Consider the following 26,510-nt stretch of genomic DNA (forward strand, 5'->3'; position numbering starts at 1 on the left):
CACCTCAAACGGGTTCATCTGTTCTCTATCCTAAGATTGATCTGATCTAAGGTGTTGAAATCCTGCGAATGAGTGAGTATATGTGAGATAAACCCTTAAAACCGAGGGACGAGGAACGTTAGTTGAGAACAAGAAAATGGCAACTGATCCTGATGATCAGTTGCCATTTTTGTTGAAGTAAAGGGTAGGATAGCGCAACTTTATATAAATACAATCGTTTTATCAAGTAAATAAAGTTAGGACGTGCTTTGTTATGCTCATCATTTTTCTAATTGGTTTTATCATGCTCACTATGATACTCGTTATGATCTTGTATAAGTTGATTGGAAAGTTACTGAAACCCCGCAAACTATATAATTGGATTCTTTCAGGTACGATTGTATCAGTTATAATGTATCTTTGGATGATAAGCACGTTGAAGAATTTACTAACTCCTATGCCGTGAGACTCTAAATGATTTAACTAACGAAGAACTTAAGTTCAGCTTTCGTTTCGTAATCTAGGAGTGGTATTCGTGGATTTGGAACTAGGTAAACACTACAGGATCTTTTTTTGAATGGAACGAAGATAGCTGGTGAACTTACGAATATAAAACGACTAGGATCTGAATTATATTCACTTTGGTTTGATATAGAAAGACAACCTGTAAATCTAATATATTGAGGTTGAGCTTAACTTTAATAATAGTACTCGTGACTTTGCTCATCTTTATTGGAATCTTTCAATTTATATCCCCTAACCAATTGAACTAACTGGGAACGATAGTTCAATACACATTACAGAAGAAGGCAGCCAATCGGCTGCAAGGAGGGATAGGCAATGACCGCACGATCCGGGCAGACGTTCGAGACCGAACGGGTGCTATCCGATGTCGAAGCTCTGCTAACCCAGCCCGTACCGACGGCCGGTCCGACTGTCAGTGAGGGAGAGATTGACACGGGGGAGTGGACCCTAACCAGGGGTGAACGCTTCTTGATCATCCCGCTCTGGGAGAGTGACGACCTCACGGGGCTCTACGGGCCCGAGTGGAACGAGGCGGTGGAGACCGCCGAGGAGTATCTGGCGGATCTCGTACGGGAATTGGACCACCGATGGGGTACTCACCGGAAGGTGGCCATGCATGTACCGCTGTTCCGGAAGCAAGCGGGCGAGCTTTTGTCCCCACTGTTCCAGGCGCTGTTGGATAAGGACTGCTACGGCGATCTTGCGGTGTGGGGGCCGGTATCCGCCCGCCGATGGGTCGCAGTCTCCGTCGGCCACAGCGACGGAGACGCCCCAATGATCATGGTGGCCGCCGTCTGCGACCGGCCGATTACCGAACTGGAGGAGCAGCCATAAGCGTGAGCAGAATTATTATAGCCTCACGCCGTCACACGAGAGAAAGGCTGATGTATGCTACTAATTTACCACCAATCAAATAGTCGTTAAGGTTGTCATCAGACAAAGTTACGCTAACGAGAAACTATAGTTCAATGACGGTATGCGGCAGCTGGTCAAACGATCAGTTGCCGTTTTCATTGAAGTAACGGGCAGGAAAGTCCAGTAATCCGCCGAACTATAAATCGATATATACCCCTATAGGGGGAAAGGTGATTTTGTTGAAAACGTTTAGTAAAAGAGAAAAACAGATTATGATTAATGGTTATCGATTTCACATCGTTATTAATGAAATACCTAGTAATGAGTTCGTCAATTTCAAGGTGTATTCATCCAAAACTTCATATTTTGAAGTGTTGTTTACATGGAAAGGCAGCTGGCACTTCAACCCGCATAGACCAAAGAATTGCGAACTATTAATTGAATATGCTATTTCAAATGGGTGGCAATATAGTCTTGAAAAGCAAACATTGAAAATCGGACATGGTGATTTTCTAATTGAACAATTAGGATTGGATGTTTGATTTTCAGATTAAGCTAACTGTGAACTATAGTTCAAAATACATGTCAGCATCCGGCATCTATCCGGCTGCTGTTTTTGTTTTAGGGAACCTGCCGATGAGCCGGCAACTTCCACCTAATTAGCGTAAATTTGCTATATATCCGAGAGAAAAATTGACTTGTAATCATATTCCTGTATTAAGAAAAATAGCTCCTACGTTATATTACTTCTGTTTGGCATACATAAAAAAACATGGTCCGGAGGACAGTCCTAGATGGGTTTAAAACCGAAGTTCTTAATTATAATATTTTTGGCAGTCGTGGTTATTGGGTTGATTAGTTGGTTGTATTATTATTTAAGCTATGATTTGCAAAGATTATTGAAGGCAGGGGAAGTAATAGCCATAGCAGAGTCACCAAACAAGAAGTATGTTATCACAGTGAAAAAAATAGTGCCGGTGCATCTTCAATGTCTTGGAATTTAGTTGGAATTGTAGGTGACCGAACTAATAATGCGAAGATAATATATTGGGATGAAGGCACTGAAGCAAAAGTTAAATGGATTGACGAAAAGACTGTTATTATAAATGATGTAGAGTTAAATATCGAGAAAGATACATTTGATTATAGGCATGATACAAAGATAAAACGAAAGTCATAACTGATTCTAGCCAATGCTTCCTTAAGTCAGAAAGTGTCGGTTTTTTAAACCAAATATAGCCACAGACTGTCTTGAACTAACGGTGAACAATAGCGCAACATCTGGATAAAGGAGAGTATAGATGTCAACGTATGAATATGAAGTTGAAATCGATGAGGATGGTTGGAGGATGTTTATATTTCCTAAAGCCCAAGGATTGATTCAATTTCTGCTAGATGATATGAGAGGTTTTAGGAGCCCAATTTACCTTCCATATTTTAACCAGGTGCTTGATGGCACAAGTATTAGGCAATCAGTAGGTGGAAATATGTGTTGGCTTGAAAGAGAATGAATCTACATTGATAAGCATGGAATTTATACCAGATGATATACCTAATAATCAAAATTTTAATACAAGAGAACTGGTTACGATAATTGAGTTATGGATAATGGAAAACAAGCTTGTTTTAGTGTCATGTGACGAAATTAAACTAGCTAATGAGCAGAGTCTTAATTTACATATTAGTAAATTTGATGGACAGGGCTTCTCTATTTATAAGGTTTAGTCTTGGGTACTGGCTATTATGGCGGAAAAATGGTGTATGAAGACGGTATAGGTGTAAAAGTAAATGACGTAATGGTAAACCCTCCGAAAGGAAATCATGATTAGTATCTAATAACTGCAAATGCACAAGGAGGCTTTCAATTTGAACCATCCGAAAAAAAACAAACATATCGAAAAACACTTTACAGCGACCGCTCTAATCAGAGACATCGTGTTAGGTATGTCGGATGGACTGACGGTTCCTTTTGCTCTTGCAGCTGGTCTATCGGGTTCCGTATCGGGGACGCAGATTGTTGTTGTTGCTGGCTTGGCAGAGATCGCAGCCGGTTCGATAGCGATGGGTTTAGGGGGGTATCTAGCGGCTCGAACCGAACAAGAGCATTATGAAAATGAACGAGAGAGAGAGCGGCGGGAGATCATCGAACTTCCTGATTATGAAAGAGAAGAAGTAGCCGAGGTGTTCCGGGAATGGGGGCTTCAAGAAGATCTCGTTGAATCGGCCGTCAACCAAATTAGCAGCGATCCGGATCGTTGGATTTCCTTCATGATGAAGCATGAACTTGGACTTGAAGAGCCTGAACCAAAGAGGGCGCGTAATAGTTCGATAACAATCGGATTATCCTATATCGTAGGCGGGTTCATTCCGTTATTTCCATATATGATTATTCATCACGACGTTACGGCTCTAATGGTTTCTGTTGCAGCGACATTAATAGCGTTATTTGTCTTCGGATACGTGAAGGGTAAATTTACAGGCTCCAAACCGTTAAAGAGTGCTGCTCAAACCACACTAGTCGGTGGATTGGCTGCTGCCACAGCCTTTTTGGTAGCTAGGCTCATTGCCTGAAAAACGTCACATGCACTTAACCCTGGGATATTGCCGAAGCGGTATGCGAAGTCAAAGCGCGGCGAATGCTCTTAAAAAAATATTATGGGGGCGATTACTTAATGTTCCATTATACGGTTGAAACAACCAAGACACCTGAACAAGCGGTCGAGGCACTGACTGAAAATCTAAAGGCTGAGAAATTCGGTGTACTGTGGCAACTCGATATGCAGGAAAAGTTGCGAGAGAAGGGTGTCGAATTTGATATGTCTTATCAAATTTTAGAGGTTTGTAATCCGGTTGAAGCCAAGCGTGTGCTTTCTGAGAATGCACTGATCGGTTATTTTCTCCCTTGCAAATTAGCCGTATATGTAGAGAATGGAACGACTAGGATCGGCATGCCGAAACCGACGGCCTTGATTGGGTTGGTCGAGAACGAAGCCTTGATGAGTATTGCTTCCGATATCGAGAAGCGGTTGACCGCTTGTGTTGATAAGAGTGTTTGATTATCGTTTTCAATCGAGAGACCTATTTGCAGGGAGATTTATTAACCCTGCTTTTTTGTATTGATATTCATTAGATAATGTTGTCGATAACGGAAATAACATCTTTACTTCAGTGAATATTCTAACTATAATCACAGTAAACATTTGGTATGTGTGACTGGCGTGAACGTGGAGACCCACGTGGATATTGTCATATGCCGTACGCTTGGGAAGAGGTAAGGGAGAGGCATCCCTTACCTCTGTGTGTTTTAGGAGATAAGCATGATGCTCCAGAGAGAATGCGCTCGATCTTTTTTTTAAAAGTCGAAATAGATGTGTGCTGGATTACCAATCAGATTCATTCAGGGAGGGAATAACATGCTATACGAGTTGCGAATCTATACGATTTACGAAGGTCGAATGGATGCCATTCAAGACAGATTTAAGGAGCATACGTTTAGAATTTTCACAAGACTGGGAATGAAGGTCGTGAATTTCTGGATAGATGCAACAGGCCAAAATAAACTATATTATGTGATGGAATTTAAGGATATGGCGCAGCGTCAATGGATATGGGAGCAGTTTAAGAAAGACATCGAATGGATTCAAGTAAAACGCAACTCGGAAGAAGACGGAGGGCTCATAGTCGAAAAAATTGATGAATATTTTATCAATCAAGCTGAATTTTTCAAATTGGGAAATTGAACTACCGGGAGACGATAGCTCCTTATAAACTACGACGAAGCTGCCGGTATTATCGGCAGCTTTATCACGTTAACAGGACACATCTACATCAATCATAATTGTCGGACGACAACAACATCTATATATTATCCGAAGTCTCCGGATAAAATCCAAAACGCACCATTTGTGGTTTGGCGCGTTTTGGAGACGAAGTATGGTGTCAGGACGGAATGTTCATAGCGGTCTGAATGTTTTTCAGATCGATTTGAATTTGCTCTGGAATATGGTAGGGATGGTATAGGCCTCTCTGCATCATGTAGATTGTTATCTTTTCATGGGAGTCTATGGCATCGTCGAGCTGTTTCATTAACATTTGCTTGATTTCGGGGGTGGCACATTCGGTTACGGCCATGGCGTAATTTCTGACACCGCTCTTGGCGTTCATCAAAAAATCCATTGCGATCACGTCATCGGTCAGCGTATGAAGCCCTGTCATGTGTTCAAATATTGTATTCATGTTTTTATCTCCTATTGGGTCACTTTAGACAGCACTATACCGAGCTCCTGAAGATGCTGCTGTGATAATTGCACATCTTGCTGCAAAATTTGCATGAGTTCTGGGTCGGTTACCAGAGCTTGCATGGTTTTGGATTTAGTTACGCAAACCGTCTTAAACGCAGCTATTTCATGAACCTCCAGCATCTCATGCAAAGCATAATTGGAATTCATTCGGATTGTCCTCCTGTGTATCTAAACATATTTAAGGCTTTAAGATGACTTTGATGCAATCATCCGTTTTCGTATCAAATACTTCATAGCCTCGTTTGGCTTCGCTGAGCGGAATGACGTGCGTAACAATATCTCCAGGGTCCACTTTACCCGACGTAACCAACTCGTACATATACGGCATGTAATGAATGACCGGGGCTTGTCCGGAACGGATATTAACGTTGCGCTGCATGATGTCGCCGAGCGGGAATCCGTTATAGCGTCCGCCGTATACCCCAGTGACTTGGATGGTACCGCCTTTGCGGACAGCCTGAGACGCAATGATAAATGCGCTCATGGTTCCGCCTTGCAGTTTCAGACCACTGGCTAGAAATTCGAGATCGCTCATCTTGCCATCCATTCCTACCGCATCAATCACGACATCCGCGCCGCCTTTGGTCATTTCTTTGAGATTATTGCCGATATTCTTATCCTGTTCGAAGTTTACGATCTCCACCTTGTTCGTACGCTTCGCATGCTGTAAGCGATAGTCGACATAGTCGACAGCTATGACCCGCTTTGCTCCTTTCAGCCAACAGAATTTCTGAGCTAAAAGTCCGACCGGACCGCAGCCGAGCACGATGACCGTATCACCATTCTTGACACCTGCGTTATCTACGCTCCAGAAAGCCGTCGTCATCGCATCCGCAATTAAACTTAGCTTTTCATCCGGTTGTTCGCAGCTTTCGGGAATCTTGAAGTGGGTAAAATTTGCGAACGGGACTCGTAAATACTCCGCTTGCCCGCCAGGATATCCACCAGTCGTTCCGGAGTAGCCGAAGTATGCGCCCATATCCCCGTGTTCGTTTGAATTGTCACATTGGCTTTCCAGCTGATTTTTGCAAAAAAAGCATTCTCCGCATGCGATGTTAAACGGGATGATCACACGGTCGCCTTTCTTTACCTTTGTCACACCGGGGCCAACTTCTTCTACGATCCCCATAGGTTCATGCCCGATGACATAGTTCTCCTGAAGGTTGGGGATCATCCCATGAATAAGATGAAGGTCGGAACCGCAAATGGCGGTACTGGTGATCTTTATGATCATATCGTCCGGTTTCTCAATCTTCGGATCCGGTACCTCTTTGACAACCACATTTTTAATCCCTTGATACGTTACCGCCTTCATGCTTTATGTCCTCCGATATGTTCATCTGGGGTCCGATCAAACATCCCTTTACGCGACGTATCATCCGGAAACAAATTCATCTTCCCGATCATCACCGTATTATTCGCCGAGAGCTGGTCAAGTTGGTACTGTTCATTCAGCTCGTATGGATGGAACCATTTTTTGCGAATCATGAGCTCCGTGATTTCTTCGTGCAAAGCGATCCCCTGATTAAGATGTTTGCGCAACAGCGTTCTTACATCCGGAGAAGCCGCTTCCGTTAGAGCGATGGATGAATTTCGCACACCTTCCTTGGCCCGAAGAAGGAAGTCCATTGCAAAAGTCATATCTGCCATTTCCGGCATATTTAATGCGTTAATGGGGTCTAAATAATCGGTATTCATTTGCTTTAAGTTCCCCTCAATGTGTTATAGGTGTTGGGCTATTCGGAACAGGCGCTTGGAAAGGTGCTCTTGCGTAAATGGCTTGCAGCTCGGCGATCTGTTGTATGGATTGAATGACGTCTTTCTGCATCAGCGCTTTCAGCTCTTGATCAAATACTAAGCCTTGCATTAGTTTTGACTTTGCGAGGCAAAGCGTTTTAAAGTTTAACGCTTCATGCAGTTCCAACGATTCGTGCGGCGCTAGCGTTGGCGTATTCATTAAAATATTCCCACCTCCTTATTTGATCAACGTTAGATTCCTCCTACGCATCTAATCTTATACTGTGGGATCGGGATACTCCCATGCAGTCGCAGGAATATAAACAAAAGCTCAACCACATACTTATTTTGTTTAAATTAATGATTATTGCTAAAGGGAGGAGGACTCGCTTTGCCCAATGAAGACAAAATTGATTTAGCCACTGAGAATGCAAAAAAACCAGCAGAAGGTACACTTAACTCGAGCGGCAATGCGCTGGAGCAGCATGCATCTAACGCGGTTTCTGAGGTGCAAACCGCTTTAAATCAGGCGATAAGCTCGATAAGTGAATATAATGCAGCAAAAAATTCACAAGCTTTGGAGACGGCTCGGCAGCAATTGACCCAAGCAGAGGAATTTTTAGACCAAGCGCAAACCTCAGCAAACGCATTACGTCTGCCGGACCAACAGTAGAATGGTCTTGGCGCTGATAGGCTTTGCAAAAACGAACTTACGCCAATACTCTCCGAAAGGGCAATTGTCCAGCAGGATATTCGTAGGAACAAACAATACGGAGATTAACCTCAGAAGGCTTCGGTTTGTGCCGAAGCTTTTTTGTTTATGCGATGTTTTGAACATTATAATACTTAAAGCCGAAGCGCCAGTCATTAGAAAAAGTTTTACACATATATAGGTAATATCCAGTATGTCGGGGAGGATATCAAAAACCATATGTTACCTACTGAAAAATATTTCGGTAAGTTAGAACTCGTTTATACATTTTATGGGGCTATGCCTACAGGCGTTAGCGTATCAGAAACCGGACGTATTTTCATTTGCTTTCCGAAATGGGGAGATGACGTTAGATTTACGGTAGCGGAAATTGTCGAGGGCAAATTGCAGCCTTATCCTAATTTAGAAACGAATGTGATAAACCCTTTGAATATTACTAAATCCTTCATCAGTGTCCAAAGTGTAATTGCTGACGGAAGAGGAACCCTTTGGGTACTGGATACGGCAGCACCAAATTTTTCTGAGCCTATTAAAGGAGGGGCAAAATTAGTAGCCGTAGATTTAAAAACAAATACAATAAGAAAAGTATACTCGTTTGAAGAAGATGTAGTCTTGCCAACAACGTATCTGAATGACGTCCGATTTGATTTTCGTGTTGGTAAATCAGGTTACGCCTATATAACGGATTCTTCTTCAAAAGGTCCAGGCGCTATAATAGTCGTAAATTTAGAAAATGGAAATGCGTTAAGACGGTTAAATGGAGCAAATTCAACATCACCAGATCCGTATTTTTTACCGAAAGTGGAAGGTCAAATTTTGATGAATCGAAACACAGATGGTTCGACATCTCCCTTTCGATTGGCCTCTGATGGTATAGCGATTTCCCCTGATGGAAAAATTATATTTTATTGTCCATTAACCAGTCGTCATCTATACTCGATCTCGGCAGAAGCCCTAAGAGACAGAACGATACCGGATTTCAATTTACGTTATCATGTGCAGTATTGGGGAGAAAAAGGTGCGTCCGATGGAATGATAACCGATGCAAAAGGAAACGTGTACGCTGGAGACTATGAGAACGATAGTATTCGAAAGATATGGCCGAATGGAATAATGGAAACCATCGCACATGATCCGAGAATCTTATGGCCGGATACTTTTTCTATTGGTCCGGATCAATACTTATATGTTATTGTGAACCAACTACATCGGCAGGCAAGATTTCATTATGGAAAAGACCTGCGACAAAAGCCTTATAGTTTGCTTCGTATTAAAATTGATGAATTACCTGCTCCTACATTTTGATATTCACTTTACAAAAGTTGATTCTACTAACGGTGTACTGAGGGAGTTCAACCACCTAGGAGCAGTTTGCCACAACGGCAGCTGCTCTATTTTTATTAAGGTAAAGAGCAGATTAGCTCAATAAAGCTACTGTTTACCACACGAAAAACTTAGTTTGTTTAATGGACAAACTAAGTTACAAGTGCTATTCTTTTGGCAAGCGTTTTCATCATCACAACATGAGAATCCTTATGCTATATTCGGTTCAATTTCAAATTCAGAGAGAATGTTTGGGGAATAGTAATTCATTATGAACAGTAATGGAGCGTAGAGGAATGAAAGTATTATCCATGATTCAACCATGGGCGATTCTGCTTGTCCAAGGCGAGACTCTCTATGAAACAAGATCCTGGAAGACCCGGTATCGCGGACCATTGGCCATTCATGCAAGCCAGAAAGTCGATAAGCAGGCCTGCAAATATGAACCCATCCGTTCTTTACTCGCCAAGAATGGCTATACGGAACAAAACCTCCCAACGGGGGTTATCCTTGCAACTTGCGAGCTTACGAATTGTTTTCAAGTCATCGACGCTAATCATAAGTCAGCCATTCTGGATTGCGGGAAGGTTGTGACGGGGGATGACTTCCTGTTAGGCGATTATAGTCCAGGTTATTTTGCGTGGGAAATAGCGGGTTTCCGTCTGCTGAAGCCTTATATTCCAGTGAAGGGAAAACTGGGACTATGGGAATATCCGATAGGCGATGAGTTGATGATATGACGGCATTACGTTCACTACCTTAACCACACAATTGGCGGTGCAGTTGAATAGCCAAACTGATGAAGCTGCCGGTAAACCATCGGCAGCTTTTGTTACGATAGAGGGAGGATAGTTCAATCATCTATAGAAATATTCAATTAACAAACTAATCAATATCGGAGTGGTTCAAATTGCGAATAATCAATGATTTAATGGGTTTGTTAGGCGAAATTTGGACTTTAATTGATTCGCCAAATACTAATGTCCTATGGTCACAATTCAATTCCGTTGAGGATGTACTAAATACATTGGATACGCTAAAAACGCGGGTGGAACTTTGAGATAATAGAGTAATATCTGAACTTATAATCTTATTCGCTCCAACTGGTTCATTCCAAGAAATATCCATTGATAGTGGTTGGGGTGAAAAGTTTATCGAGTTAGCTACTCAGTTCGACGAAATTATTGACTCTAATAGATTCAACTAACGGCGAACTTTACTCCAATATAGACAGTGTAGCAAAAATACTTTATTTTAGGCGACTTCATTATTCGTTACCATACTGAGAAAATGGAGAGATGTACATAAACAAAACGAAACGGATTCGAGGTAAGATGGGTATGAAAATAAATTCCCTTCCTTACTTATCTTGTCTCTCGATGAAGCGTCATCTTTTTATGAGAAGGACAATATTTGCTAAGCTCCAGGCGGCTCGGATTATTTTTCTTGTTTTTCATTGTCGTATAATTACGGGCACCACATTCCGTACATGCTAAAGTAATGATCACTCGCATAATGATTATCACCTTCCTTTATCACCATGTTATGTATGAGTTCAACCACGTGATCAGCACGAAATAAAGAATATACCGGAATTCATCATATTTTATTTTGGACATGAAAAAGCATCAACTACTCAAATTTATGCAATGCTGCGCGGGTGTAAAAAGAAAATAAACTATTTGACTGATTAAGCTACCAAGAGGATAGCTGGTTCGCGAAAAATAATAATGACTACTGATCGGCGCAATAAAGTAGCTCCTATTTTCTAATTTAGGATAAGAAAAACTACTGTATTTACATTCATTCAACTTCACGACTCCATTATTTCTAGAGTGCCAGAACTATCATAGAGGATAGAAGGAAGGGAAATGAATAATGAGTCAAGACGAATTTTTCATGAAGGAAGCAATTAGCCTTTCTCAACTTGCTGTTGAGCATGGTAACGAGCCTTTTGGTGCAGTATTGGTTATAGATGGTGAAATTGTTTATAGTAACGAGAACCAGATTTATTCAGCGACTGATCCAACGTTCCATGCAGAAGCAGGCTTGCTACGGAGATTCTGTGCAGAAACACACATTACTGATTTACAAGATTACACGTTATATTCAAGCTGTGAGCCATGTTTTATGTGCTCTGGTGCGATGGTTTGGACTAAGCTTGGGCGACTCGTTTATGCTGCCAGTGATATCGATATATGTAAGCTTTTAGATGAGCAGGGAAGTCATGCTTCTCAAATTGTATTTGAAAACTCTTACCATAAACCTAAAGTTACAGGCGGCATATTGCGAGAAGAAAGCCTAAAGATATTGTCCAACTATTTCCCGCACAACAAAAAAGGCTAGAAGCTCCTGAATTCCTATTTACTCATATAGGCTTTACATTGGTGTCCTACAAGCAGTTTGTAGGGTACGTTACTTAAACAACAATACGGCAGCCAACTGGCTGCCGTATTGTGATTATTGGATTAACAGGTTGGTAATCCTCGAAAACAGAAGTAAAGGGAGGATAGTTTTAATTAAATTCCAGAGTTTTCTCTTTCCCGATCCGAAATCGAGGGTGTTCAGGGAGCATCGATTGAATAAGCTTTTTCACGCTTGGGTGCTGCAATTCTAAAAACTGCTCTTTATTCTCGCAGTAAACAGCCAGCTTACCTCGCTCCATTACGGCCAGTGTATCGGAAATGTGGTACGCTGCCTTTATATCATGTGTAATAAACAAATACGAAAGGCCAATATTTGTTTTTAAATCAAGCAGCAATTCAAGAATTGCCGTTTGCGTCACCATATCCAGACTACTGACAGCTTCGTCTAATACGATCATCTTCGGGTTCAGCGCAATTGCTCTTGCAATATTGATCCGTTGGAGCTGTCCTCCACTGAATTGATGAGGATACTTTTTCCGATCATCTGGCTGAAGACCGACGATTTTCAGCAGTTCTTCAATCCGGTACACCTGATCTTGCTTCGATAGCTTTTCATAGTTCAGCAGAGGTTCTCCAATAATTTGTTCCGCATTCCATTTTGGATTAACGGATGAGTAGCAATCTTGAAAAACAACCTGCAGATCGCGACGGAGCTTTTTACGATCCGGTACAGGAGCAGTATACAGATCGATTCCTTGAAACAGAACTTGTCCAGATCTGGGTTTTTCCAGACCAAGAATAACTTTACCAAGTGTGCTTTTTCCCGCTCCACTTGTCCCAAGGAGGCCAAGGCATTGACCCAGCCCGATGGAGAGAGAGACATCGGAAAGCACGCTTGATCGCTTTGCTTTTCTAAACAGATTAGATTCGGCGTATCCATGAGTGATATGACTTACTTGCAGCAGACTCATATTCTTGCCCCCATTTTCTGTGAGCTAAGCGGCAGTAAAATAAGTTAGATATGGCTTGTTGTATAGAACAACACCGACAAGATATAGATTTGCACTGCTTTAAATCCGAAAGGAGATGCCGCCATTTCAGAATCAACTCTTCCTTTCATGCCATAAAAAACTCCCTCGACTGCCGATTAATGGTAAACGAAGGTCTTGCGTTCAACAGTTTTTTTGTATACTCATGCTGCGGTTGATCAAACAACTGGAACACATCCGCTTTCTCAACAATATGTCCTCGTTCCATAACAGCTACATCATCGGCCATTTCAGCAATAACACCTAAATCATGAGTAATCATCAATATGGATGTTCCGTACACTGAACGAATTCGATCGAGCTCCCGTAAAACCCGCAGCTGATTGTCTACATCAAGTGCGGTGGTTGGCTCATCGGCAATGATGACAGAGGGACGGAGGCAGATGGTTGTAGCTATCATGACCCGCTGCAGCATTCCGCCGCTTAGTTGGAAGGGATACTGCTTCATAATGGCGACTGGGTCGGGAAGAGCAGAATTCGTTTTACCGTGCCTTCCGACTTTGGGAAGGGGATACCCGGGCTATACATTTAATCTCCACAGTTGTTCAACGATACAAATTAATGGTCTATTTATTATTATACATTATATCTTTATATCCCAAAATTCGACTTTCAGTACATGTTTATATAGAAGTAAATAATGTTACAAAATTTACCCAAAAACTTTTGGCTGCCTCATAGAAACAATTGGCAGATCTGAACAAGCTTTTTGAGCATACGGAGCGCGCTGTAGTAGAGTCTTAATGTCCTTCGTCTCAAACAGCTTGATTCGATAAATTATTAGGAAAACATTAAAGACAATATTCCTGCCGCGGCCATCGATCGATAGACATGAACTCAAGCACCTGCTCGTACACTGTAATAATGAGCTTGTTCGATGACAGCTTGCCGTGGAGGTGTAAATGATGAAAATTAAGTCCGGCGGATTCGAAGCAGTGTATCACGGCCGCGTACTGGCCTATGGGATGAATCCGATCGAAATTGTATTGTCGGAAGAGAGCGATCCGCTTACATTCGTGTTTTGTATTGAACACGAATCAGAACGAGACGACTTCATGACGGATATTCGGCTGGTCCGTTACAACGAAGTTCGCATCGCCTGCGTCAATTTTCCGCGAGGCAAGCCGATCGGTAATCAAGATATGATTCAGCTCGGCGTGTTGAACAACCGCAAACTATCGTTGCGTTATGAAGTGACTATTAATTACGATGCGACGTCTTGGGCGTTGGCCTTTACTTTCTTTGCAGGAGAGGGGGTCGTGCCGGTATGAACAAGATCGAAATTCAGGACCCGAAGGTAGCCAGTAAGATCATCGCCGCGAACGCGGAGAATGACAAGCGCAAAGCAGAGCTCGGCTTTCTTGGCAAATTCTTTGGTTCAGGCGAGAACGTGCGCCTGTATATCGTCGGTACGATCACGCTCGGTGTGCTTCTCATTGCGCTAGTCTATACACTGATCCCCGACCAATATCGTTCTCCCGACTTCGGTTTAAAGGAAATGTGGACGCTCGTGGTACTTCCTGTGGAATCAACAATTATCGGTTACTTGATCGGATCGAGGTCGAAAGAAAACGGAGGCTAGTCGAGCATATTTGCGAGGGGCTCTTAGTGATTAAGCTGTTCAAGGCTACTTACAATATTGTAATCGTACTTTTATAGATATTACGGAATCTATTAATTGTGTGATGCTATTTGCAGGGAGATTTATGAACCCTGCTTTTTTGTGTTGATATTCATCAGATAATGTAATTGTCGAACGACAAGAACATGCTGATCCAGATGATCAGTTGCCATTTTTGTTGAAGTAAAGGGCAGCATAGTTGAATAAAAGCATTTTATACCAGATTATTATTAGCAAATTAATCTATAATGATTTTGATATCCCCTAGTCAATAGATATATGGAGGTATGTTCTATGGCCGATGAACTTTTCGAAAATTCGCGTCTCGCCGCGATTTATGACGCATTTGATTCTGACCGTTCCGACCTCGATGTTTATGAGGCAATGGTCTACGAGTTTGGTGCTCGTTCTGTGCTCGACATCGGGTGTGGAACAGGAACTTTTGCCTGCCGTCTCGCTGCCCAGGGTATCAAGGTGATTGGAGTTGATCCAGCCGCAGCCTCTCTCAATGTGGCTCGAACGAAAACTTGGGCCAACCGTGTCGAATGGATTCTCGGCGATGCTTTACACCTTTCTCCTATGGCAGTGGACCTCGCGACGATGACCGGCAACGTCGCTCAGATTTTCCTGACCGATAGAGAGTGGAAGGAGACCCTCTGTGCAGTGCGCGAGTCATTGCGCCTCGGTGGACGTATCGTTTTTGAAGCACGGGACCCTAACGCACAGGCATGGCAGAGATGGACCAAGGAAAACACCTATCGCTGCGTTATGGTGCCCAACTATGGCAATGTGGAGGGATGGGTCGAGGTCACTGATGTTAAAAATTCTTTCGTATCCTTCCGGTGGACTTATATCTTCGAGAGCGACGGTGCTCTTATCACGTCGGATTCGACGTTACGCTTTCGGGGTCGCAAAGAGATTGCTAATTCACTTCAGGAAGTAGGGCTATCCGTGGATGAGGTTCGAGGAGCTCCCGATCGTCCGGGACTTGAATTTGTCTTTGTCGCTAGCCGCCCGACGGCTTAGGTGTCACTCCCACTGAACAAACGAGGAACGATAGTTCAAATAAGGACATGCGGCAGTCGACAATAATACAGAAGAAAAATATTGAAATAAAGTCTTGATATATTTTGTGGAGATGAATGCTGTGGAAATCAAGTATCCGTTTAAGCCGAAGTCCAATAAATACTTAATACCTGGACAGTTTTGGGCAATTCCTTTGGAAAATGGACAATTTGCATTTGGGAGAGTTATCCAAGTAACTAAAGAATATTATGTAAGCCCAACAAAAATCTTCCTTGCTGGTATAATGGATTGGTTAGGCGATGAGCCGCCAAAGTCGGAGGATATTGCCGGGAAACAAACCATTGCACAAAGACTCGTACATATCAAAACAATTCATGAAACAGGTTTGGGGAGATGATTACAGGTTTCCGACAATTAGAATTAGATTTAATCGAACCTAATTATTTTAGTTCTCAAATAGGTTTTCAGCTCGGAGTTTGTATGTTAATGAAAGGACTAGTTGAGTTAAGACCAATCACAGCTAACGGGGAACATTAGTTCAACTTTTCCGCAGGGAGGTCGGGGCATGGAGAGCATTCGTTTTGTCAGAGCCCTAATTTATTGGGACAAAGATCCAAGCAAATATCCCTGTAATATCTGGTTACCAGATCTTATCGTGCACTATGGAAGCATAGAGGGTAAACAGTTAACCGGTGAAGCCTGGACCGTACCTGTTAGAATTACAAGTTTAATTGAAGGCACTCATGATACCTATGCAGATGTACGCTTTTTAGTTGATGAAGCACCATGGCATCTTCTTGTCAGCGGATATATGTTTAAATTATGGGCTGGGAAGGAAGTTGCATCTGTTAAAGTCTTATAGTATGCAATAGGAAGTTGAGGGACGGGGAACTTTAGCTTAACAATACGACAGCAGCCGGTTCAATGTTCGGTTGCTTTTTTGTTGAATTAAAGGGCAGTATAGCGCAACAAAACCACAGGCGAACACGTTGTATCAATGTCAAGAAATTATGAATACAAAGTAAGTAAGGAGGCATACACACATGATACGAATCGGAAAATCAGTGATATTGTTATTTCTTATCGTACTTGTAACGGCGTGCCAGAAGACTGAAAGTAAGAGTTTCAATGTATTAATGAATGGAAACACCATCAACAAAGTTGAGTTTCGTGATGGTGGAAATGGCTACCTGTATCGGACGGAAGAAAAAATGAAGATCAATGAGCTTCTAGTCCTGTTGAATTCAAAAAGTTACAAACAGGTGAAGACACCTGAGCCGTACACCGGCTATTTATATTCTGGTAAAATTAACAGCGAGTTAGCAATCGGTTTTGCTCAGCACGATTTGATATTGAACAATATCTATTACAAAATCGTTGGCGGAGATGATCAATTTTACAGTCAACTGGTTAAGGTAGTGGAAGCGTTCGGGAAAGTGGAATCGACGGATGGTAATTTTCCTTGAGGGCGGTCATCAAATAAGTTATTTTGAGAATAAAAGCAGCTTTATTCGAAGCCTGCCTTGAGACCATTTCACACGAACAAATTAATTTTATAAAGAGTAGATTAGAAAACCCGAGTTATATATCGGTTGAAGAGAAGCTGTATTCCATCATTAAAGACTGCAAGTTAATCCAGGAAAACCATGCATTTTTATTTTATAATCGTTTTTATCTTCTACCTCCAGCAGAGTTAAAAAAACAGATAAAGTCTAAATTGGACGAGTCAACAGAGAAATGGACTTCAATGTTGATGAATATTATAAATAACGCTATCGAATCAGGCGAGATTGATAAATCTCTCACTAAGGAAGAAGTTGTGAGTAGTTATAACTGTATATTAAACGGGATAGCCTTTGAGATTGACTCCAAACAAAATCTTGACCATATCTGGAAAGTTTTTTTGGAGAGGAATCAAAGCAAATTAATTACAGGATTACATTAAGTACATGCATTCTTTAAGCATAGGTGAAAGACATATGAACATGCCAGGTGGTATCTCACAGTTTCCAATTTGTTAAGCTCCCTCGGGGAACGATAGTACCATAAAAAAGAAGTGACTTTTTGAAGGGACTGATAAACTAATTGCATACTGCGGTTCATGGGTTATTACATTCAATAGCAAAAAACAATTTCAAAAAGTACGTTAATACTTCGCAAGAATATAACTCATTGAGTAACAACAATGAACAATGGGACTTATGTGCACACACTGCACAAGAAAATGCAATGTATTTCACTCTTTTTAGGGAGAAGACAAAGCAAGCGATAATAGCAGTCGTATTCTTGGTCATGTCAGTCGAAGGACTTATAAATGAGTACGGACATGTTTATTTAGGGAAAGACCGGTTTATGGAGTTGGAAAGGAAGGGAATAGGGGAAAAGATCGTTACCTTTTTTTTCGAAGTGACAGGAAAGACGTTCCCAACTGACAGAAGCCTATATCAGCGCATAAATGAATTAATCTCCATTAGAAATACCCTTGTACATAGCAAGAGTATTGAAATTGATGTAGGCGTCTTAATGAGGAATGATGTTGAGTCGGAGGAGACATTTCTCGAATATATGAACTCACTGATTGGAAATTCAAAAGTAAAGCCATCTAGGCAAAATAATATTGAAGGCGTCTTAGAAAAATCCCATTCTGTTTACATTGAACTTCTGGAATACTTGCGCGAAAACACCACAAAAAGCTACTCCGTTTAATGGGAGTGGCTTTGGAAATGTCCCGTTGGAACATTTCCTTTTCATTATCCAAATATCTTTTCCAAAGCTTCTTTCTGTATTGGCTTAACATCAATAATTGAGCGAATTTGCTTTGCCTTCAAGATAGCATCATCTACGTTATCGGCAATCCCTAACTCCAGTAGAGTACCAGCTGCCACTGTACCAGTCCGACCTTTTCCTCCTCCGCAATGGAAAGCAACTTTTTTACCATTTCGATAAGCATTTACTACCTCGTCTATTGCTTGCTTGAACGCAATATGCTGGTTTTCTGGTGAATTATCACCAAGCGAGATGGGAACATACTGTGCCTTAGAGTCAGCATAGGCACGACCATCTGCCTCCCCGCGCAAGTCAACAATCACATCAATATTTTCGTTTTTCTCCATTGCTTCTACGTCTGCAGCTCCGCCCATAAAGATCTTTTCTTCATGAAGAGAGTGATAGTTCTTTTCCATGATATTAACACTCCGTTGCATCTTTATTTTTTCTGAAGCTCGTAAATGATACTGAAACTAGTGCAGAAGGTGGGGCACAGCAAAGCGAAAGATCACGAGCTTCTCCAGCTGATTCAAATTCAGAATCTTCTTTCGTGTAGAAGATCTCCCATGCGTTTCCGTCAGGATCATAAACCCATACCTTATCTTGCACAGCATAACAGCAGGTTGTATTCATTTCATTAATTAACAGTAAGCCTGATTCCCGAAGTCGTTCTCCAATTGCCAATACTTCTTCAGTATCATTAACCTGGAAGCCAAGGTGGTTTAACACTCCATTTTTCTCGAAAGGGCGTACGTTTAAGGAGAAATGTAAGGCCGGATTATCCAATTCAAACTTAGCGTAGTTATCTTTGATCTTCGATGGTTCTGTTCCGAAGAAACTCTGATAGAAGGCAAGGGACTTTTCAAGATCAGAACAATTGATTGCTACATGCATTCTTTTAATCGAAGCAGACAATTTATTCACCATCTCTAACGAACTGTTCAATTCGAGACTTAATGGAGTCTCTGACATTGCGGAATTGTTTCATGATTTCTCCTTCGGTACCTATCGCTTTAGCTGGGTCATCAAAACCCCAGTGCCATTTGATAACATTTGGATTCATTATGACAGGGCAGTGCTCATCCGCATGTCCACAAAGGGTGATGACATAAGTAGCGCGATTCAATATCTCGGGGTCAATAACATCCGAGCTATTACCGCTAATATCTACTCCGGCTTCTTTCATGACTTGAACGGCTCTAGGATTCAAACCATGTGCTTCAAGACCAGCACTTTTTACTTCGTACTTTTCTCCACCGATTGCGTTTAAAAAGCCATCAGCGATTTGACTGCGGCATGAATTCCCTGTACATAGAAAATAAACAAGTGGTTTGTTAGACATTTTAAAAACTCCTTTGAAATGTGATTTTATTTATCATCCGCCTACAACTTTTAGCCATAGATACAGCCCGGATAAGGTAATAAACAAGACAGGTACCGTTAGGATAATACCCGTTTTAAAGTAAGCTCCCCAGGAAATCTTAACCCCTTTAGTGGACAACACGTGCAGCCAAAGCAAAGTAGCGAGTGAACCGATAGGGGTGATTTTGGGACCTAAATCAGATCCGATTACATTGGCATACACGAAAGCTTCGTGAATGATTCCCGTAGAATTCGTATTATGAATGGCAAGCGCATTAATCATGACTGTCGGCATGTTATTCATAATCGAAGAGAGAATTGCGGCAATAAATCCAGAGCCTACTGTGGCTACAAATAAGCCTTGATCACCGACCCATTTAAATACATCGCCAAGTTCATCTGTCAGTCCAACATTCCTAAGTCCATAAACAACGACGTACATGCCAATGGAGAAGGTGACAACTGCCCATGGCGCGCCTTTTACGAGCTTCCAGGTATGGATTTCCGGGCTCTGACGGGCAAGCATCAAGAAGATAATAGCTGCCACACCAGCGATGATTGACACCGGTACGTTGATGAACTCACTTGTTAAATAGGCGATTAGAAGAACGGCAAGGATAATCCAGGAGATCTTAAATAACCGCATATCTTTAATCGCATCTACCGGTTTCTTCAATTGTGCCAGGTCGTATTGCTTAGGTATGCTTTTCCGGTAGATGAGAAAGAGCACAAGTAAGCTTGCGGCAACAGAGAAGAGAGTTGGAACAATCATGCGGCTAGCGTATTCAGCGAATCCTACACCGAAAAAGTCTGATGACACTATATTCACCAAGTTACTAACGACTAGCGGGAGTGAAGCCGTATCGGATATGAATCCACTCGCCATAATAAAAGGAAGAATCATACGTTCATCAAATTTCAACGCCCGGACCATAGCCAGAACAATAGGCGTTAAGATAAGAGCCGCACCGTCATTTGCGAAAAAAGCAGCTACTGCCGCACCTAATAAAATGACGTAAACGAACATCAAATGACCGTTTCCTTTGGCGGCCCTAGCCATATGAAGCGCTGCCCATTCAAAGAAACCAATTTCATCAAGAATGAGTGATATTAGAATAACCGCAACGAACGCAAGAGTAGCGTTCCAAACGATTTGGGTTACGTCCCACACATCGTGAAAATTAACGACACCAAAAATTAAAGCGATTATTGCACCGCCACAAGCGGACCAGCCGATGTTAAGCCCCTTCGGCTGCCAAATGACGAATACTAAGGTAACTAAAAAAATAATTGATGCAAGTGCCAGCATAATGCCTCCTGGTTTACGTACAGCCTTTAACTGCATTGATTTTCTCTTGCATGGATGGAAGCTGATCGATTAGTTGCTTCAAATAATCTTTGTCATGTAAGTTCAATGAATAGTAGATCCACTGACTACGGCGCTCCTCGTTAATGAGACCGCCCATTCTTAGTTTTTTTAGATGTTGGCTAACGTTCGGTTGGGTGGTTTCTAAAATTTCAACGATATCACAGACGCACATCTCTCGGTGTCGTAAGAGCGCCATAATTGTCAGTCTAGTTTTATCGGAGAGAAGCTTAAGTTCATCGGACATTGCCTCAATCGATTGCAAATTCTTTCCTCCTTTCGGTAACTAGCTTGCTAACTACAGGGTAATTATATACGCGATCAATTATATAAGTAAATGATTATATTCGTAATTACTTGTTTGACATTGGGTTAACAAAGATTAACGTATAGATAACAAAAAGGGGATATAATAAAAAGCTTCTGCATTTTAGCAGAAGCTCTCATTCATTAACATCCTGTATCTGTTTCACATGATGTAGACGCGTTATTAGAACTGCAGCAGCCACTATTAATACTTGTTACAGCGATTGGCCGAATAAACATCTTCTTCGGGGTAGACGTGCAGCAACTGTTGCTATTATCACTTATTTCTGTTGATCTGGACACTGAGCATACGCCAGTTTCCGGTAGATGAAGCTGCACTTCTCGCGCTGCTTTAAAATCACCAGCTAATGCAGCAACAACACTACGTACTTGTTCATAGCCCGTAGCCAGCAGGAAAGTCGGAGCTCGACCGTAACTTTTTGATCCCACGATATAAAAGTCCTTTTCCGGCTGACGTAGTTCCGCTTCACCATGAGGGCGTACGGTTCCGCAACTGTGATTATTGGGATCAATCAGGTCGGCAAGCTGCGGGACGGATTCCACAGCGCTATCAGCTGCATACCGCAATTCTGAAAGGAACGAGAAATCAGGTCTTGCACCCGTTGCTACAATAACCTCATCGATCTTAGCAATAGAGTAAGCCTTATCTAATTTAGAACCATGTAGAGATAAGGTGTCTGTTTCTTTCTTAATTTGATCAATAAGAAAAGAGGTGTGAACCTGTACATTGCCTTGTTGTACATATTGGTTAGCTCGAGTACCTAGTGCTCCTCGTGCCGGTAAACCATCATTTTCTCCGCCTCCGAAAGCATCCGTAACCCTTTGCTTTCTTAATACCCATTGGATTGTTGTTTCCGGGATATTCATTTTTAACTCATTCAATAAGGTGAGTGATTGAATGGCCGAATGACCGCTGCCAACAACAACGATGTTTTTCCCCGCATAACGTTCTTTATCAGCGCCCAAAATATCCGGAATACCATACTGAATATGATCTTTATTATTCTTCTCGCCTTCAGCAGGATGTCCACTTGTGCTCATCGGGTTTGGTGTGAGCCATGTTCCAGTGGCGTCAATGACAGAAGCAGCCTCTTTACGCAATAAATCACCGTGCTGCTCATATTCAATAATAAAGGAGGCAGTATCTCGGCCGGCTGTTTTCATTTTATCGAACCCTTTTCGATAGATGGCTTTTACCGTTGATTGAAGATGAATAGAGGGCTGTAATTGATCTAGCTGTGATAATGGTAAAAGGTACCCATTCACTAATTCCAGCCCTGTAGGCATGTGATCTTTTGCTGGAGCTTGCCACCCAGTCTCCATCAGGAGCCCCTTAGCGGCTGTATCTATGTTAAATTCCCAAGGGGAGAACATCCTTACATGCTTCCAACTAAGTATAGAGGATGCGATATGAGTGCCTCTTTCAAATAAAATAAAGGGCATATTCCTTTTTACAAGTTGTGCAGCAGCAGCTAATGCTACTGGTCCGCCACCGATAATAGCTGTTGGTAATTGTGTCTTCATTTTTACTTCCTCCTCAGATTTTATTTGCAAATTGCAAGTATATGATAAAAGGTATACCTCCATTATTTTGGAGGTACACAACATGCTTCTGATTTTGTCATAGCATCATTAAACAATTGAATAGAGCGAAGTACCGTTTCTCGTTCAAATTCACTCATGGTCGAGAGTACACCATTCAGTTGGGTGTTTACAGTAAGATTAATCGCATTCTCAACCGTTAATCCTTCCGGTGTTAGGGATAATATATTGATTCGTTGATCAGAAGGGTGAGGCGTTTTCTTTACGAATCCCTTATCTGTTAGTGTTTTAACCTGTCTGCTAAACGTGGTGATGTCTATCCCGAGTGCTCCTGCAATATCCTGCATAGAGGGATTATGCTGACGATTTATCTCATATAGGATATGACTTTGTACAAGTGATACCTCTTGGCCGCAACAAGAATCACAGCATTGTTCACTTAACAAACCAAAATTTCTGGACAAGATCTGAAACATATTCCTCACATTTTCCATTTGCATGACCTCCTGAGACATTTATAGCATTTAAATTTGCAAATTGCAAGTAATTGTATAATCGATCTTAAAATTACCAAATGCAGGAGGGGTCTTGGGATGTTAGATGTCATTATAATTGGAGCTGGACCGTATGGAATATCGGTAGCCGCACAAGCTGTCGAGAAGAAACTATGCTACAGACTGTTTGGATACCCCATGGATTTCTGGATGAATCAGATGCCCCAAAACATGTACATTCGAACGCCTCATGATCTGGTTAGTTTTTCTGATCCTGATGGGAAGTACACCATTCAACAATTTGCAAAAGAAACTCATACCATACTCGAATCTCCCTAGCCACGTACATCGTTCGTACGTTATGCCTTTTGGTTTGCTGAAAGGGCTAGAATCCAGTTCTCATCAGAGCTCGTACGTAATGTAAGCTATAATGGGCAGTATTATACGATTACGGCAGAGTCGGGAGATAAGGTGGAGGCTAAAAATGTTGTAATCGCAACAGGGGTTAAAGATTTTCAATATATCTCTCTTTCAGCGAGCGGATGCGTACGATGCCATCTTCCGGCGCTGTTGAGAACAGTGATCCTCTTTTTTGTATTCTATCCGATATTTCCGAAATACATAATAATAATTTTGTTTTATATATTATAGAATCTTGTTATTTAAGTTGGGTTATCGGTGGTTTATAATATGAAAATAAAATAATTTTATTTTACTCGAAGGGGAATGACAGAGCATGACAATCAAAAAATTGCAGGATGCAGAGCTTGCATCTATGTTGAAAAGCAGCATTCAGTTGAAGAGTCGGGACGGCGTTGAGGCTCCTTGGGTAAACCTGAGCGATGAGGATATGGAATGGTGGCGAGATGCCAAGCTGGGATTTTTCTTCCATTGGGGACTTTACTCCATACTTGGGCGCGGTGAATGGGCCATGTTTAACGAGAAGATTCCCGCATACGAATATGCGAATCTGGCCGGCCAATTTAACCCGCAAAAATGGAATCCGAAGGATTGGGCTGATCTGGCCTTAGAAGCCGGCATGCAGTATTCGGTTATGGTAACCCGTCACCATGACGGCTTTGCGCTATGGGACAGCCCTGGCAGTTACGGAAATTTCGACAGTATGCATGCCGCCGCGAAACGCGATTTTGTAAAAGAGTATTCGGACGCCTTTCGCGATGCCGGACTGAAGGTTGGAATGTATTATTCGCCCATGGATTGGCGGTTTCCCGGCTACTTCAAACCGAAGGAACTGGCCGACAACGCGAAACTGATGAAAGAGCAAGGCTATGAGCAGATACGGGAGCTGACCACGCGGTATGGGACGATCGATGTTCTCTGGTACGACGGAGGCTGGCTGGCTCATGACGGAACGGATGCCGATGCGGCTTGGTTCTGGGAACCGGTCCGACTCAACGAAATGGTAAGGGAAAACCAGCCGAAATGTGTAATTAATCCGCGCTCCGGTTGGATCGGCGATTTTCAATGCGATGAAGGTCCTCATGAAGTAACCGGAAATATCCTTCCCATCGATTGGGAGAAAAATTTTTCCATCGCTCATCTCTGGTCCTATGAACCGGAAGAAAAGGTCATGCCGTACGAGGACATCATTAAGCTCATGATTGATAGTTTTGTCCGCGGCGGCAATGTACTGCTCAACGTTGCCCCTAGTCCGGAGGGGGAAATACCTGCAAGCCAAGTAGAGCGATTAAAGCAAATTGGCGCATTCATGAAGAAGAACGGCGAAGCTATCTATGGAACGCGGGCGGGCCCTATCGAGCCCGTAGACCATATTTACGGCATGACCTGCAATGAAAACTATCTCTATTTGCACGTACAAAATATGCCTGCGTTTGAGAACATGATTGTGCCGGTGGTCCAACAGAAAATCATACATTGCCAATTGCTTGACGGAAGCGTGGTTCCTTTCGAACAAAATGAGCAAGGGATTTCGATCAAAGTTCCTAAAGAAAAATGGGAACCGCTGGATACCGTCATTATGCTAATTACGGAATAAAGAAAAAGCGGGTTCGGCCATTTAAGGAGTATCCTTCGTCCCGAAGGATACTCCTTTTACATTACGCAAAATGCGTTACAGCCATTTTTTATTCGATTATAAATCGTAATATTGTTGTATAAATAGTTTTATATTGTTATTGATATGCATAATGCAAACGTATACAATTCACCTAAAGAGCGTAATATTACGTTACCATTCCGGCCGGAAGGTATTTTCGTTCTTTAGAGAGGGGGATGTTTTTGGCGCGGTCGCTTATGAGTCAGAAATATTTATACATGATGGTTTTGCCAGGCTTTCTTCTCGTCTTGATCTTCAGCTACTTTCCGATGTATGGGATTCTAATCGCATTTAAGGATTACAGTGTGGCCAAAGGGGTATGGGACAGCCCTTGGGTAGGTTTTAAGTATTTTACGCAATTTTGGGATAATCCAATGGCCATACGCACCGTTAAGAACACAGTGTTGCTTGGCGTTTACAGCTTGCTGTGGGGGTTTCCCGCGCCGATCATATTGGCGCTGCTGTTTAATGAACTGCGAAGTATGAAGTTCAAGAAGTTTGTACAAACGGTATCGTACTTTCCGCACTTCATTTCAACAGTGATTGTCGTCGGGATGATTAAGGAATTCACTTCAGTGGACGGACTAGTGAATCATATTACCGAATTCTTCGGAATGGAGCCCATCAATTTTTTGTCGGAATCGCCATATTTTCGAACCATTTTCATAAGTTCGGGTATTTGGCAAGGGATCGGTTGGGGGACGATACTGTACTTGGCTGCATTAAGCAATGTCGATCCTACCCTGTACGACGTTGCATCTATCGACGGGGCGAATCGTTGGGAGAAGATGAAGCACATTTCACTGCCCAGCATATTACCTACAACCATCATTTTGTTTATATTGGCCGTAGGCGGTATTCTCGGGAACGATTTTACGAAAGTCATGCTTATGTATAATCCAGCTACGTATGAAACTGCCGATGTGATCGGAACTTACGTGTATCGTGAAGGTTTGCAGGGCGGACGACTGGAGTATGCAACCGCGGTAGGGTTGATGCTGTCCGTCGTGGCTTTCTGTCTCATCTTAATTACGAACAAAATAGCAAGAAAATTTTCCAATTCGAGTCTGTGGTAGGTGATT

General features: G+C 42.2%; 34 protein-coding genes and 2 pseudogenes. 21 read left to right on the forward strand and 15 right to left on the reverse strand.

Annotated features, from left to right (window positions below; translation table 11 throughout):
* Positions 1-819: 819 nt before the first annotated feature.
* From AC0YNT_RS21050 to AC0YNT_RS21080, 7 genes and pseudogenes are all read left to right on the forward strand, one after another.
* Positions 820-1,338, forward strand: coding sequence for a hypothetical protein (locus tag AC0YNT_RS21050; RefSeq protein WP_475806403.1), 519 nt, complete (start codon positions 820-822; stop codon positions 1,336-1,338).
* An 815-nt stretch (positions 1,339-2,153) separates the two neighbouring features.
* Positions 2,154-2,309, forward strand: a pseudogene (locus tag AC0YNT_RS21055) (hypothetical protein); the annotation flags it as partial.
* On the forward strand, positions 2,258-2,539 hold the full coding sequence (locus AC0YNT_RS21060; RefSeq protein ID WP_475806687.1) for a DUF5412 family protein: 282 nt from the start codon (positions 2,258-2,260) through the stop codon (positions 2,537-2,539). The pseudogene AC0YNT_RS21055 and the gene AC0YNT_RS21060, both read left to right, overlap by 52 nt.
* A gap of 121 nt (positions 2,540-2,660) precedes the next feature.
* Positions 2,661-2,870 (forward strand): hypothetical protein, encoded by a 210-nt coding sequence (locus AC0YNT_RS21065; protein ID WP_475806404.1) that lies wholly within the window; start codon positions 2,661-2,663, stop codon positions 2,868-2,870.
* A gap of 355 nt (positions 2,871-3,225) precedes the next feature.
* Positions 3,226-3,930 carry a VIT1/CCC1 transporter family protein gene (locus tag AC0YNT_RS21070; RefSeq protein ID WP_475806405.1) on the forward strand — a complete coding sequence of 235 codons (705 nt, stop codon included), beginning with the start codon at positions 3,226-3,228 and terminating at the stop codon, positions 3,928-3,930.
* 101 nt (positions 3,931-4,031) lie between these two features.
* Complete coding sequence (locus AC0YNT_RS21075; protein WP_475806406.1) at positions 4,032-4,415, forward strand: DUF302 domain-containing protein; 384 nt, start codon at positions 4,032-4,034, stop codon at positions 4,413-4,415.
* 357 nt (positions 4,416-4,772) lie between these two features.
* Complete coding sequence (locus AC0YNT_RS21080) at positions 4,773-5,099, forward strand: NIPSNAP family protein (protein ID WP_475806407.1); 327 nt, start codon at positions 4,773-4,775, stop codon at positions 5,097-5,099.
* Between the two features lie 199 nt (positions 5,100-5,298).
* On the opposite strand, the gene AC0YNT_RS21085 is transcribed toward AC0YNT_RS21080, so the two are convergent.
* From AC0YNT_RS21085 to AC0YNT_RS21105, 5 genes are read right to left on the reverse strand one after another with little or no spacing between them, the layout of a single operon-like run.
* A complete protein-coding gene (locus AC0YNT_RS21085) occupies positions 5,299-5,595 on the reverse strand; it encodes a spore coat protein (protein WP_475806408.1) in 297 nt (98 codons plus the stop codon).
* 11 nt (positions 5,596-5,606) lie between these two features.
* A complete protein-coding gene (locus tag AC0YNT_RS21090) occupies positions 5,607-5,807 on the reverse strand; it encodes a hypothetical protein (RefSeq protein ID WP_475806409.1) in 201 nt (66 codons plus the stop codon).
* Positions 5,808-5,838: 31 nt separating this feature from the next.
* Positions 5,839-6,975 (reverse strand): zinc-dependent alcohol dehydrogenase, encoded by a 1,137-nt coding sequence (locus AC0YNT_RS21095; protein WP_475806410.1) that lies wholly within the window; start codon positions 6,973-6,975, stop codon positions 5,839-5,841.
* Positions 6,972-7,358 carry a spore coat protein gene (locus AC0YNT_RS21100; RefSeq protein WP_475806411.1) on the reverse strand — a complete coding sequence of 129 codons (387 nt, stop codon included), beginning with the start codon at positions 7,356-7,358 and terminating at the stop codon, positions 6,972-6,974. Before AC0YNT_RS21100 ends, AC0YNT_RS21095 begins: the two co-directional genes overlap by 4 nt.
* Before the next feature lie 16 nt (positions 7,359-7,374).
* A complete protein-coding gene (locus tag AC0YNT_RS21105) occupies positions 7,375-7,617 on the reverse strand; it encodes a spore gernimation protein GerQ (RefSeq protein ID WP_475806412.1) in 243 nt (80 codons plus the stop codon).
* Between the two features lie 171 nt (positions 7,618-7,788).
* Here AC0YNT_RS21105 and AC0YNT_RS21110 point away from each other — a divergent pair, with 171 nt between their 5' ends.
* The 3 genes from AC0YNT_RS21110 (at position 7,789) to AC0YNT_RS21120 (ending at position 10,172) form a co-directional block, all read left to right on the forward strand.
* A complete protein-coding gene (locus tag AC0YNT_RS21110) occupies positions 7,789-8,070 on the forward strand; it encodes a hypothetical protein (protein WP_475806413.1) in 282 nt (93 codons plus the stop codon).
* Positions 8,071-8,328: 258 nt separating this feature from the next.
* Entirely contained in the window at positions 8,329-9,414 is a 1,086-nt protein-coding gene (locus AC0YNT_RS21115) for an L-dopachrome tautomerase-related protein (protein ID WP_475806414.1), read from the forward strand.
* A 314-nt stretch (positions 9,415-9,728) separates the two neighbouring features.
* On the forward strand, positions 9,729-10,172 hold the full coding sequence (locus AC0YNT_RS21120) for an ASCH domain-containing protein (RefSeq protein WP_475806415.1): 444 nt from the start codon (positions 9,729-9,731) through the stop codon (positions 10,170-10,172).
* A 624-nt stretch (positions 10,173-10,796) separates the two neighbouring features.
* On the opposite strand, the gene rpmG is transcribed toward AC0YNT_RS21120, so the two are convergent.
* Entirely contained in the window at positions 10,797-10,946 is a 150-nt protein-coding gene (gene rpmG / locus AC0YNT_RS21125) for a 50S ribosomal protein L33 (RefSeq protein ID WP_015844858.1), read from the reverse strand.
* Between the two features lie 364 nt (positions 10,947-11,310).
* On the opposite strand from rpmG, the gene AC0YNT_RS21130 reads away from it, so the two are divergent.
* Complete coding sequence (locus AC0YNT_RS21130) at positions 11,311-11,778, forward strand: nucleoside deaminase (protein ID WP_475806416.1); 468 nt, start codon at positions 11,311-11,313, stop codon at positions 11,776-11,778.
* Positions 11,779-11,947: 169 nt separating this feature from the next.
* On the opposite strand, the gene nikE is transcribed toward AC0YNT_RS21130, so the two are convergent.
* Positions 11,948-12,769 (reverse strand): nickel import ATP-binding protein NikE, encoded by an 822-nt coding sequence (gene nikE, locus AC0YNT_RS21135; RefSeq protein WP_475806417.1) that lies wholly within the window; start codon positions 12,767-12,769, stop codon positions 11,948-11,950.
* A gap of 145 nt (positions 12,770-12,914) precedes the next feature.
* Positions 12,915-13,325, reverse strand: a pseudogene (locus AC0YNT_RS21140) (ATP-binding cassette domain-containing protein); the annotation flags it as partial.
* A gap of 424 nt (positions 13,326-13,749) precedes the next feature.
* Here AC0YNT_RS21140 and AC0YNT_RS21145 point away from each other — a divergent pair.
* The 7 genes from AC0YNT_RS21145 (at position 13,750) to AC0YNT_RS21175 (ending at position 18,200) form a co-directional block, all read left to right on the forward strand.
* Positions 13,750-14,118, forward strand: coding sequence for a DUF6864 domain-containing function (locus AC0YNT_RS21145; RefSeq protein WP_167276211.1), 369 nt, complete (start codon positions 13,750-13,752; stop codon positions 14,116-14,118).
* A complete protein-coding gene (locus AC0YNT_RS21150) occupies positions 14,115-14,429 on the forward strand; it encodes a hypothetical protein (RefSeq protein ID WP_167276215.1) in 315 nt (104 codons plus the stop codon). The genes AC0YNT_RS21145 and AC0YNT_RS21150 overlap by 4 nt, the downstream gene beginning before the upstream one ends.
* A 333-nt stretch (positions 14,430-14,762) precedes the next feature.
* Positions 14,763-15,494 (forward strand): class I SAM-dependent methyltransferase, encoded by a 732-nt coding sequence (locus AC0YNT_RS21155; protein WP_475806418.1) that lies wholly within the window; start codon positions 14,763-14,765, stop codon positions 15,492-15,494.
* A gap of 121 nt (positions 15,495-15,615) precedes the next feature.
* Positions 15,616-15,891: an Imm26 family immunity protein gene (locus AC0YNT_RS21160; protein ID WP_475806419.1), complete on the forward strand. Its 276-nt coding sequence runs from the start codon at positions 15,616-15,618 to the stop codon at positions 15,889-15,891.
* Between the two features lie 168 nt (positions 15,892-16,059).
* Positions 16,060-16,356 carry a hypothetical protein gene (locus AC0YNT_RS21165; RefSeq protein WP_475806420.1) on the forward strand — a complete coding sequence of 99 codons (297 nt, stop codon included), beginning with the start codon at positions 16,060-16,062 and terminating at the stop codon, positions 16,354-16,356.
* Between the two features lie 181 nt (positions 16,357-16,537).
* Positions 16,538-16,960: a hypothetical protein gene (locus tag AC0YNT_RS21170; protein ID WP_475806421.1), complete on the forward strand. Its 423-nt coding sequence runs from the start codon at positions 16,538-16,540 to the stop codon at positions 16,958-16,960.
* Between the two features lie 706 nt (positions 16,961-17,666).
* Positions 17,667-18,200, forward strand: a complete 534-nt coding sequence (locus tag AC0YNT_RS21175) for a hypothetical protein (protein WP_475806422.1) — start codon at positions 17,667-17,669, stop codon at positions 18,198-18,200.
* A gap of 44 nt (positions 18,201-18,244) precedes the next feature.
* Here the strand turns inward: AC0YNT_RS21175 and AC0YNT_RS21180 are convergent, their stop codons facing one another.
* The 7 genes from AC0YNT_RS21180 to AC0YNT_RS21210 form a co-directional block, all read right to left on the reverse strand.
* Positions 18,245-18,676: a protein-tyrosine phosphatase family protein gene (locus AC0YNT_RS21180; RefSeq protein ID WP_475806423.1), complete on the reverse strand. Its 432-nt coding sequence runs from the start codon at positions 18,674-18,676 to the stop codon at positions 18,245-18,247.
* Positions 18,677-18,680: 4 nt separating this feature from the next.
* Positions 18,681-19,154 (reverse strand): ArsI/CadI family heavy metal resistance metalloenzyme, encoded by a 474-nt coding sequence (locus AC0YNT_RS21185; RefSeq protein ID WP_475806688.1) that lies wholly within the window; start codon positions 19,152-19,154, stop codon positions 18,681-18,683.
* A gap of 22 nt (positions 19,155-19,176) precedes the next feature.
* Positions 19,177-19,602, reverse strand: a complete 426-nt coding sequence (gene arsC, locus AC0YNT_RS21190) for an arsenate reductase (thioredoxin) (protein WP_475806424.1) — start codon at positions 19,600-19,602, stop codon at positions 19,177-19,179.
* 33 nt (positions 19,603-19,635) lie between these two features.
* Positions 19,636-20,931 (reverse strand): arsenic transporter, encoded by a 1,296-nt coding sequence (locus AC0YNT_RS21195; protein ID WP_475806689.1) that lies wholly within the window; start codon positions 20,929-20,931, stop codon positions 19,636-19,638.
* A gap of 13 nt (positions 20,932-20,944) precedes the next feature.
* Complete coding sequence (locus AC0YNT_RS21200; protein ID WP_475806425.1) at positions 20,945-21,253, reverse strand: ArsR/SmtB family transcription factor; 309 nt, start codon at positions 21,251-21,253, stop codon at positions 20,945-20,947.
* A 185-nt stretch (positions 21,254-21,438) separates the two neighbouring features.
* Positions 21,439-22,839: an NAD(P)-binding domain-containing protein gene (locus AC0YNT_RS21205; RefSeq protein ID WP_475806426.1), complete on the reverse strand. Its 1,401-nt coding sequence runs from the start codon at positions 22,837-22,839 to the stop codon at positions 21,439-21,441.
* A 62-nt stretch (positions 22,840-22,901) separates the two neighbouring features.
* Positions 22,902-23,351, reverse strand: a complete 450-nt coding sequence (locus AC0YNT_RS21210) for a MarR family winged helix-turn-helix transcriptional regulator (RefSeq protein ID WP_475806427.1) — start codon at positions 23,349-23,351, stop codon at positions 22,902-22,904.
* 99 nt (positions 23,352-23,450) lie between these two features.
* Between AC0YNT_RS21210 and AC0YNT_RS21215 the strand changes: the two genes are divergently transcribed.
* The 3 genes from AC0YNT_RS21215 to AC0YNT_RS21225 all read left to right on the forward strand — a co-directional run bounded on the left by AC0YNT_RS21215 (position 23,451) and on the right by AC0YNT_RS21225 (position 26,504).
* Entirely contained in the window at positions 23,451-23,690 is a 240-nt protein-coding gene (locus tag AC0YNT_RS21215) for a SidA/IucD/PvdA family monooxygenase (protein ID WP_475806428.1), read from the forward strand.
* A gap of 397 nt (positions 23,691-24,087) precedes the next feature.
* A complete protein-coding gene (locus tag AC0YNT_RS21220; protein WP_475806429.1) occupies positions 24,088-25,368 on the forward strand; it encodes an alpha-L-fucosidase in 1,281 nt (426 codons plus the stop codon).
* A 236-nt stretch (positions 25,369-25,604) separates the two neighbouring features.
* On the forward strand, positions 25,605-26,504 hold the full coding sequence (locus tag AC0YNT_RS21225) for an ABC transporter permease (RefSeq protein ID WP_475806430.1): 900 nt from the start codon (positions 25,605-25,607) through the stop codon (positions 26,502-26,504).
* Positions 26,505-26,510: the final 6 nt, after the last annotated feature.

Source organism: Paenibacillus sp. J22R56, from assembly GCF_056269375.1.

Excerpts from the sequence above, each read along its gene's own strand:
- AC0YNT_RS21050 (WP_475806403.1), top strand. The coding sequence starts at position 820 with ATGACCGCACGATCCGGGCAGACGTTCGAGACCGAACGGGTGCTATCC.
- AC0YNT_RS21065 (WP_475806404.1), top strand. The coding sequence starts at position 2,661 with ATGTCAACGTATGAATATGAAGTTGAAATCGATGAGGATGGTTGGAGG.
- AC0YNT_RS21075 (WP_475806406.1), top strand. The coding sequence starts at position 4,032 with ATGTTCCATTATACGGTTGAAACAACCAAGACACCTGAACAAGCGGTC.
- AC0YNT_RS21080 (WP_475806407.1), top strand. The coding sequence starts at position 4,773 with ATGCTATACGAGTTGCGAATCTATACGATTTACGAAGGTCGAATGGAT.
- AC0YNT_RS21085 (WP_475806408.1), bottom strand. The coding sequence starts at position 5,595 with ATGAATACAATATTTGAACACATGACAGGGCTTCATACGCTGACCGAT.
- AC0YNT_RS21090 (WP_475806409.1), bottom strand. The coding sequence starts at position 5,807 with ATGAATTCCAATTATGCTTTGCATGAGATGCTGGAGGTTCATGAAATA.
- AC0YNT_RS21095 (WP_475806410.1), bottom strand. The coding sequence starts at position 6,975 with ATGAAGGCGGTAACGTATCAAGGGATTAAAAATGTGGTTGTCAAAGAG.
- AC0YNT_RS21100 (WP_475806411.1), bottom strand. The coding sequence starts at position 7,358 with ATGAATACCGATTATTTAGACCCCATTAACGCATTAAATATGCCGGAA.
- AC0YNT_RS21105 (WP_475806412.1), bottom strand. The coding sequence starts at position 7,617 with ATGAATACGCCAACGCTAGCGCCGCACGAATCGTTGGAACTGCATGAA.
- AC0YNT_RS21115 (WP_475806414.1), top strand. The coding sequence starts at position 8,329 with ATGTTACCTACTGAAAAATATTTCGGTAAGTTAGAACTCGTTTATACA.
- AC0YNT_RS21120 (WP_475806415.1), top strand. The coding sequence starts at position 9,729 with ATGAAAGTATTATCCATGATTCAACCATGGGCGATTCTGCTTGTCCAA.
- rpmG (WP_015844858.1), bottom strand. The coding sequence starts at position 10,946 with ATGCGAGTGATCATTACTTTAGCATGTACGGAATGTGGTGCCCGTAAT.
- AC0YNT_RS21130 (WP_475806416.1), top strand. The coding sequence starts at position 11,311 with ATGAGTCAAGACGAATTTTTCATGAAGGAAGCAATTAGCCTTTCTCAA.
- nikE (WP_475806417.1), bottom strand. The coding sequence starts at position 12,769 with ATGAGTCTGCTGCAAGTAAGTCATATCACTCATGGATACGCCGAATCT.
- AC0YNT_RS21145 (WP_167276211.1), top strand. The coding sequence starts at position 13,750 with ATGATGAAAATTAAGTCCGGCGGATTCGAAGCAGTGTATCACGGCCGC.
- AC0YNT_RS21150 (WP_167276215.1), top strand. The coding sequence starts at position 14,115 with ATGAACAAGATCGAAATTCAGGACCCGAAGGTAGCCAGTAAGATCATC.
- AC0YNT_RS21155 (WP_475806418.1), top strand. The coding sequence starts at position 14,763 with ATGGCCGATGAACTTTTCGAAAATTCGCGTCTCGCCGCGATTTATGAC.
- AC0YNT_RS21165 (WP_475806420.1), top strand. The coding sequence starts at position 16,060 with ATGGAGAGCATTCGTTTTGTCAGAGCCCTAATTTATTGGGACAAAGAT.
- AC0YNT_RS21170 (WP_475806421.1), top strand. The coding sequence starts at position 16,538 with ATGATACGAATCGGAAAATCAGTGATATTGTTATTTCTTATCGTACTT.
- AC0YNT_RS21180 (WP_475806423.1), bottom strand. The coding sequence starts at position 18,676 with ATGGAAAAGAACTATCACTCTCTTCATGAAGAAAAGATCTTTATGGGC.
- AC0YNT_RS21185 (WP_475806688.1), bottom strand. The coding sequence starts at position 19,154 with ATGCATGTAGCAATCAATTGTTCTGATCTTGAAAAGTCCCTTGCCTTC.
- arsC (WP_475806424.1), bottom strand. The coding sequence starts at position 19,602 with ATGTCTAACAAACCACTTGTTTATTTTCTATGTACAGGGAATTCATGC.
- AC0YNT_RS21195 (WP_475806689.1), bottom strand. The coding sequence starts at position 20,931 with ATGCTGGCACTTGCATCAATTATTTTTTTAGTTACCTTAGTATTCGTC.
- AC0YNT_RS21205 (WP_475806426.1), bottom strand. The coding sequence starts at position 22,839 with ATGAAGACACAATTACCAACAGCTATTATCGGTGGCGGACCAGTAGCA.
- AC0YNT_RS21210 (WP_475806427.1), bottom strand. The coding sequence starts at position 23,351 with ATGGAAAATGTGAGGAATATGTTTCAGATCTTGTCCAGAAATTTTGGT.
- AC0YNT_RS21215 (WP_475806428.1), top strand. The coding sequence starts at position 23,451 with ATGTTAGATGTCATTATAATTGGAGCTGGACCGTATGGAATATCGGTA.
- AC0YNT_RS21220 (WP_475806429.1), top strand. The coding sequence starts at position 24,088 with ATGACAATCAAAAAATTGCAGGATGCAGAGCTTGCATCTATGTTGAAA.
- AC0YNT_RS21225 (WP_475806430.1), top strand. The coding sequence starts at position 25,605 with ATGTTTTTGGCGCGGTCGCTTATGAGTCAGAAATATTTATACATGATG.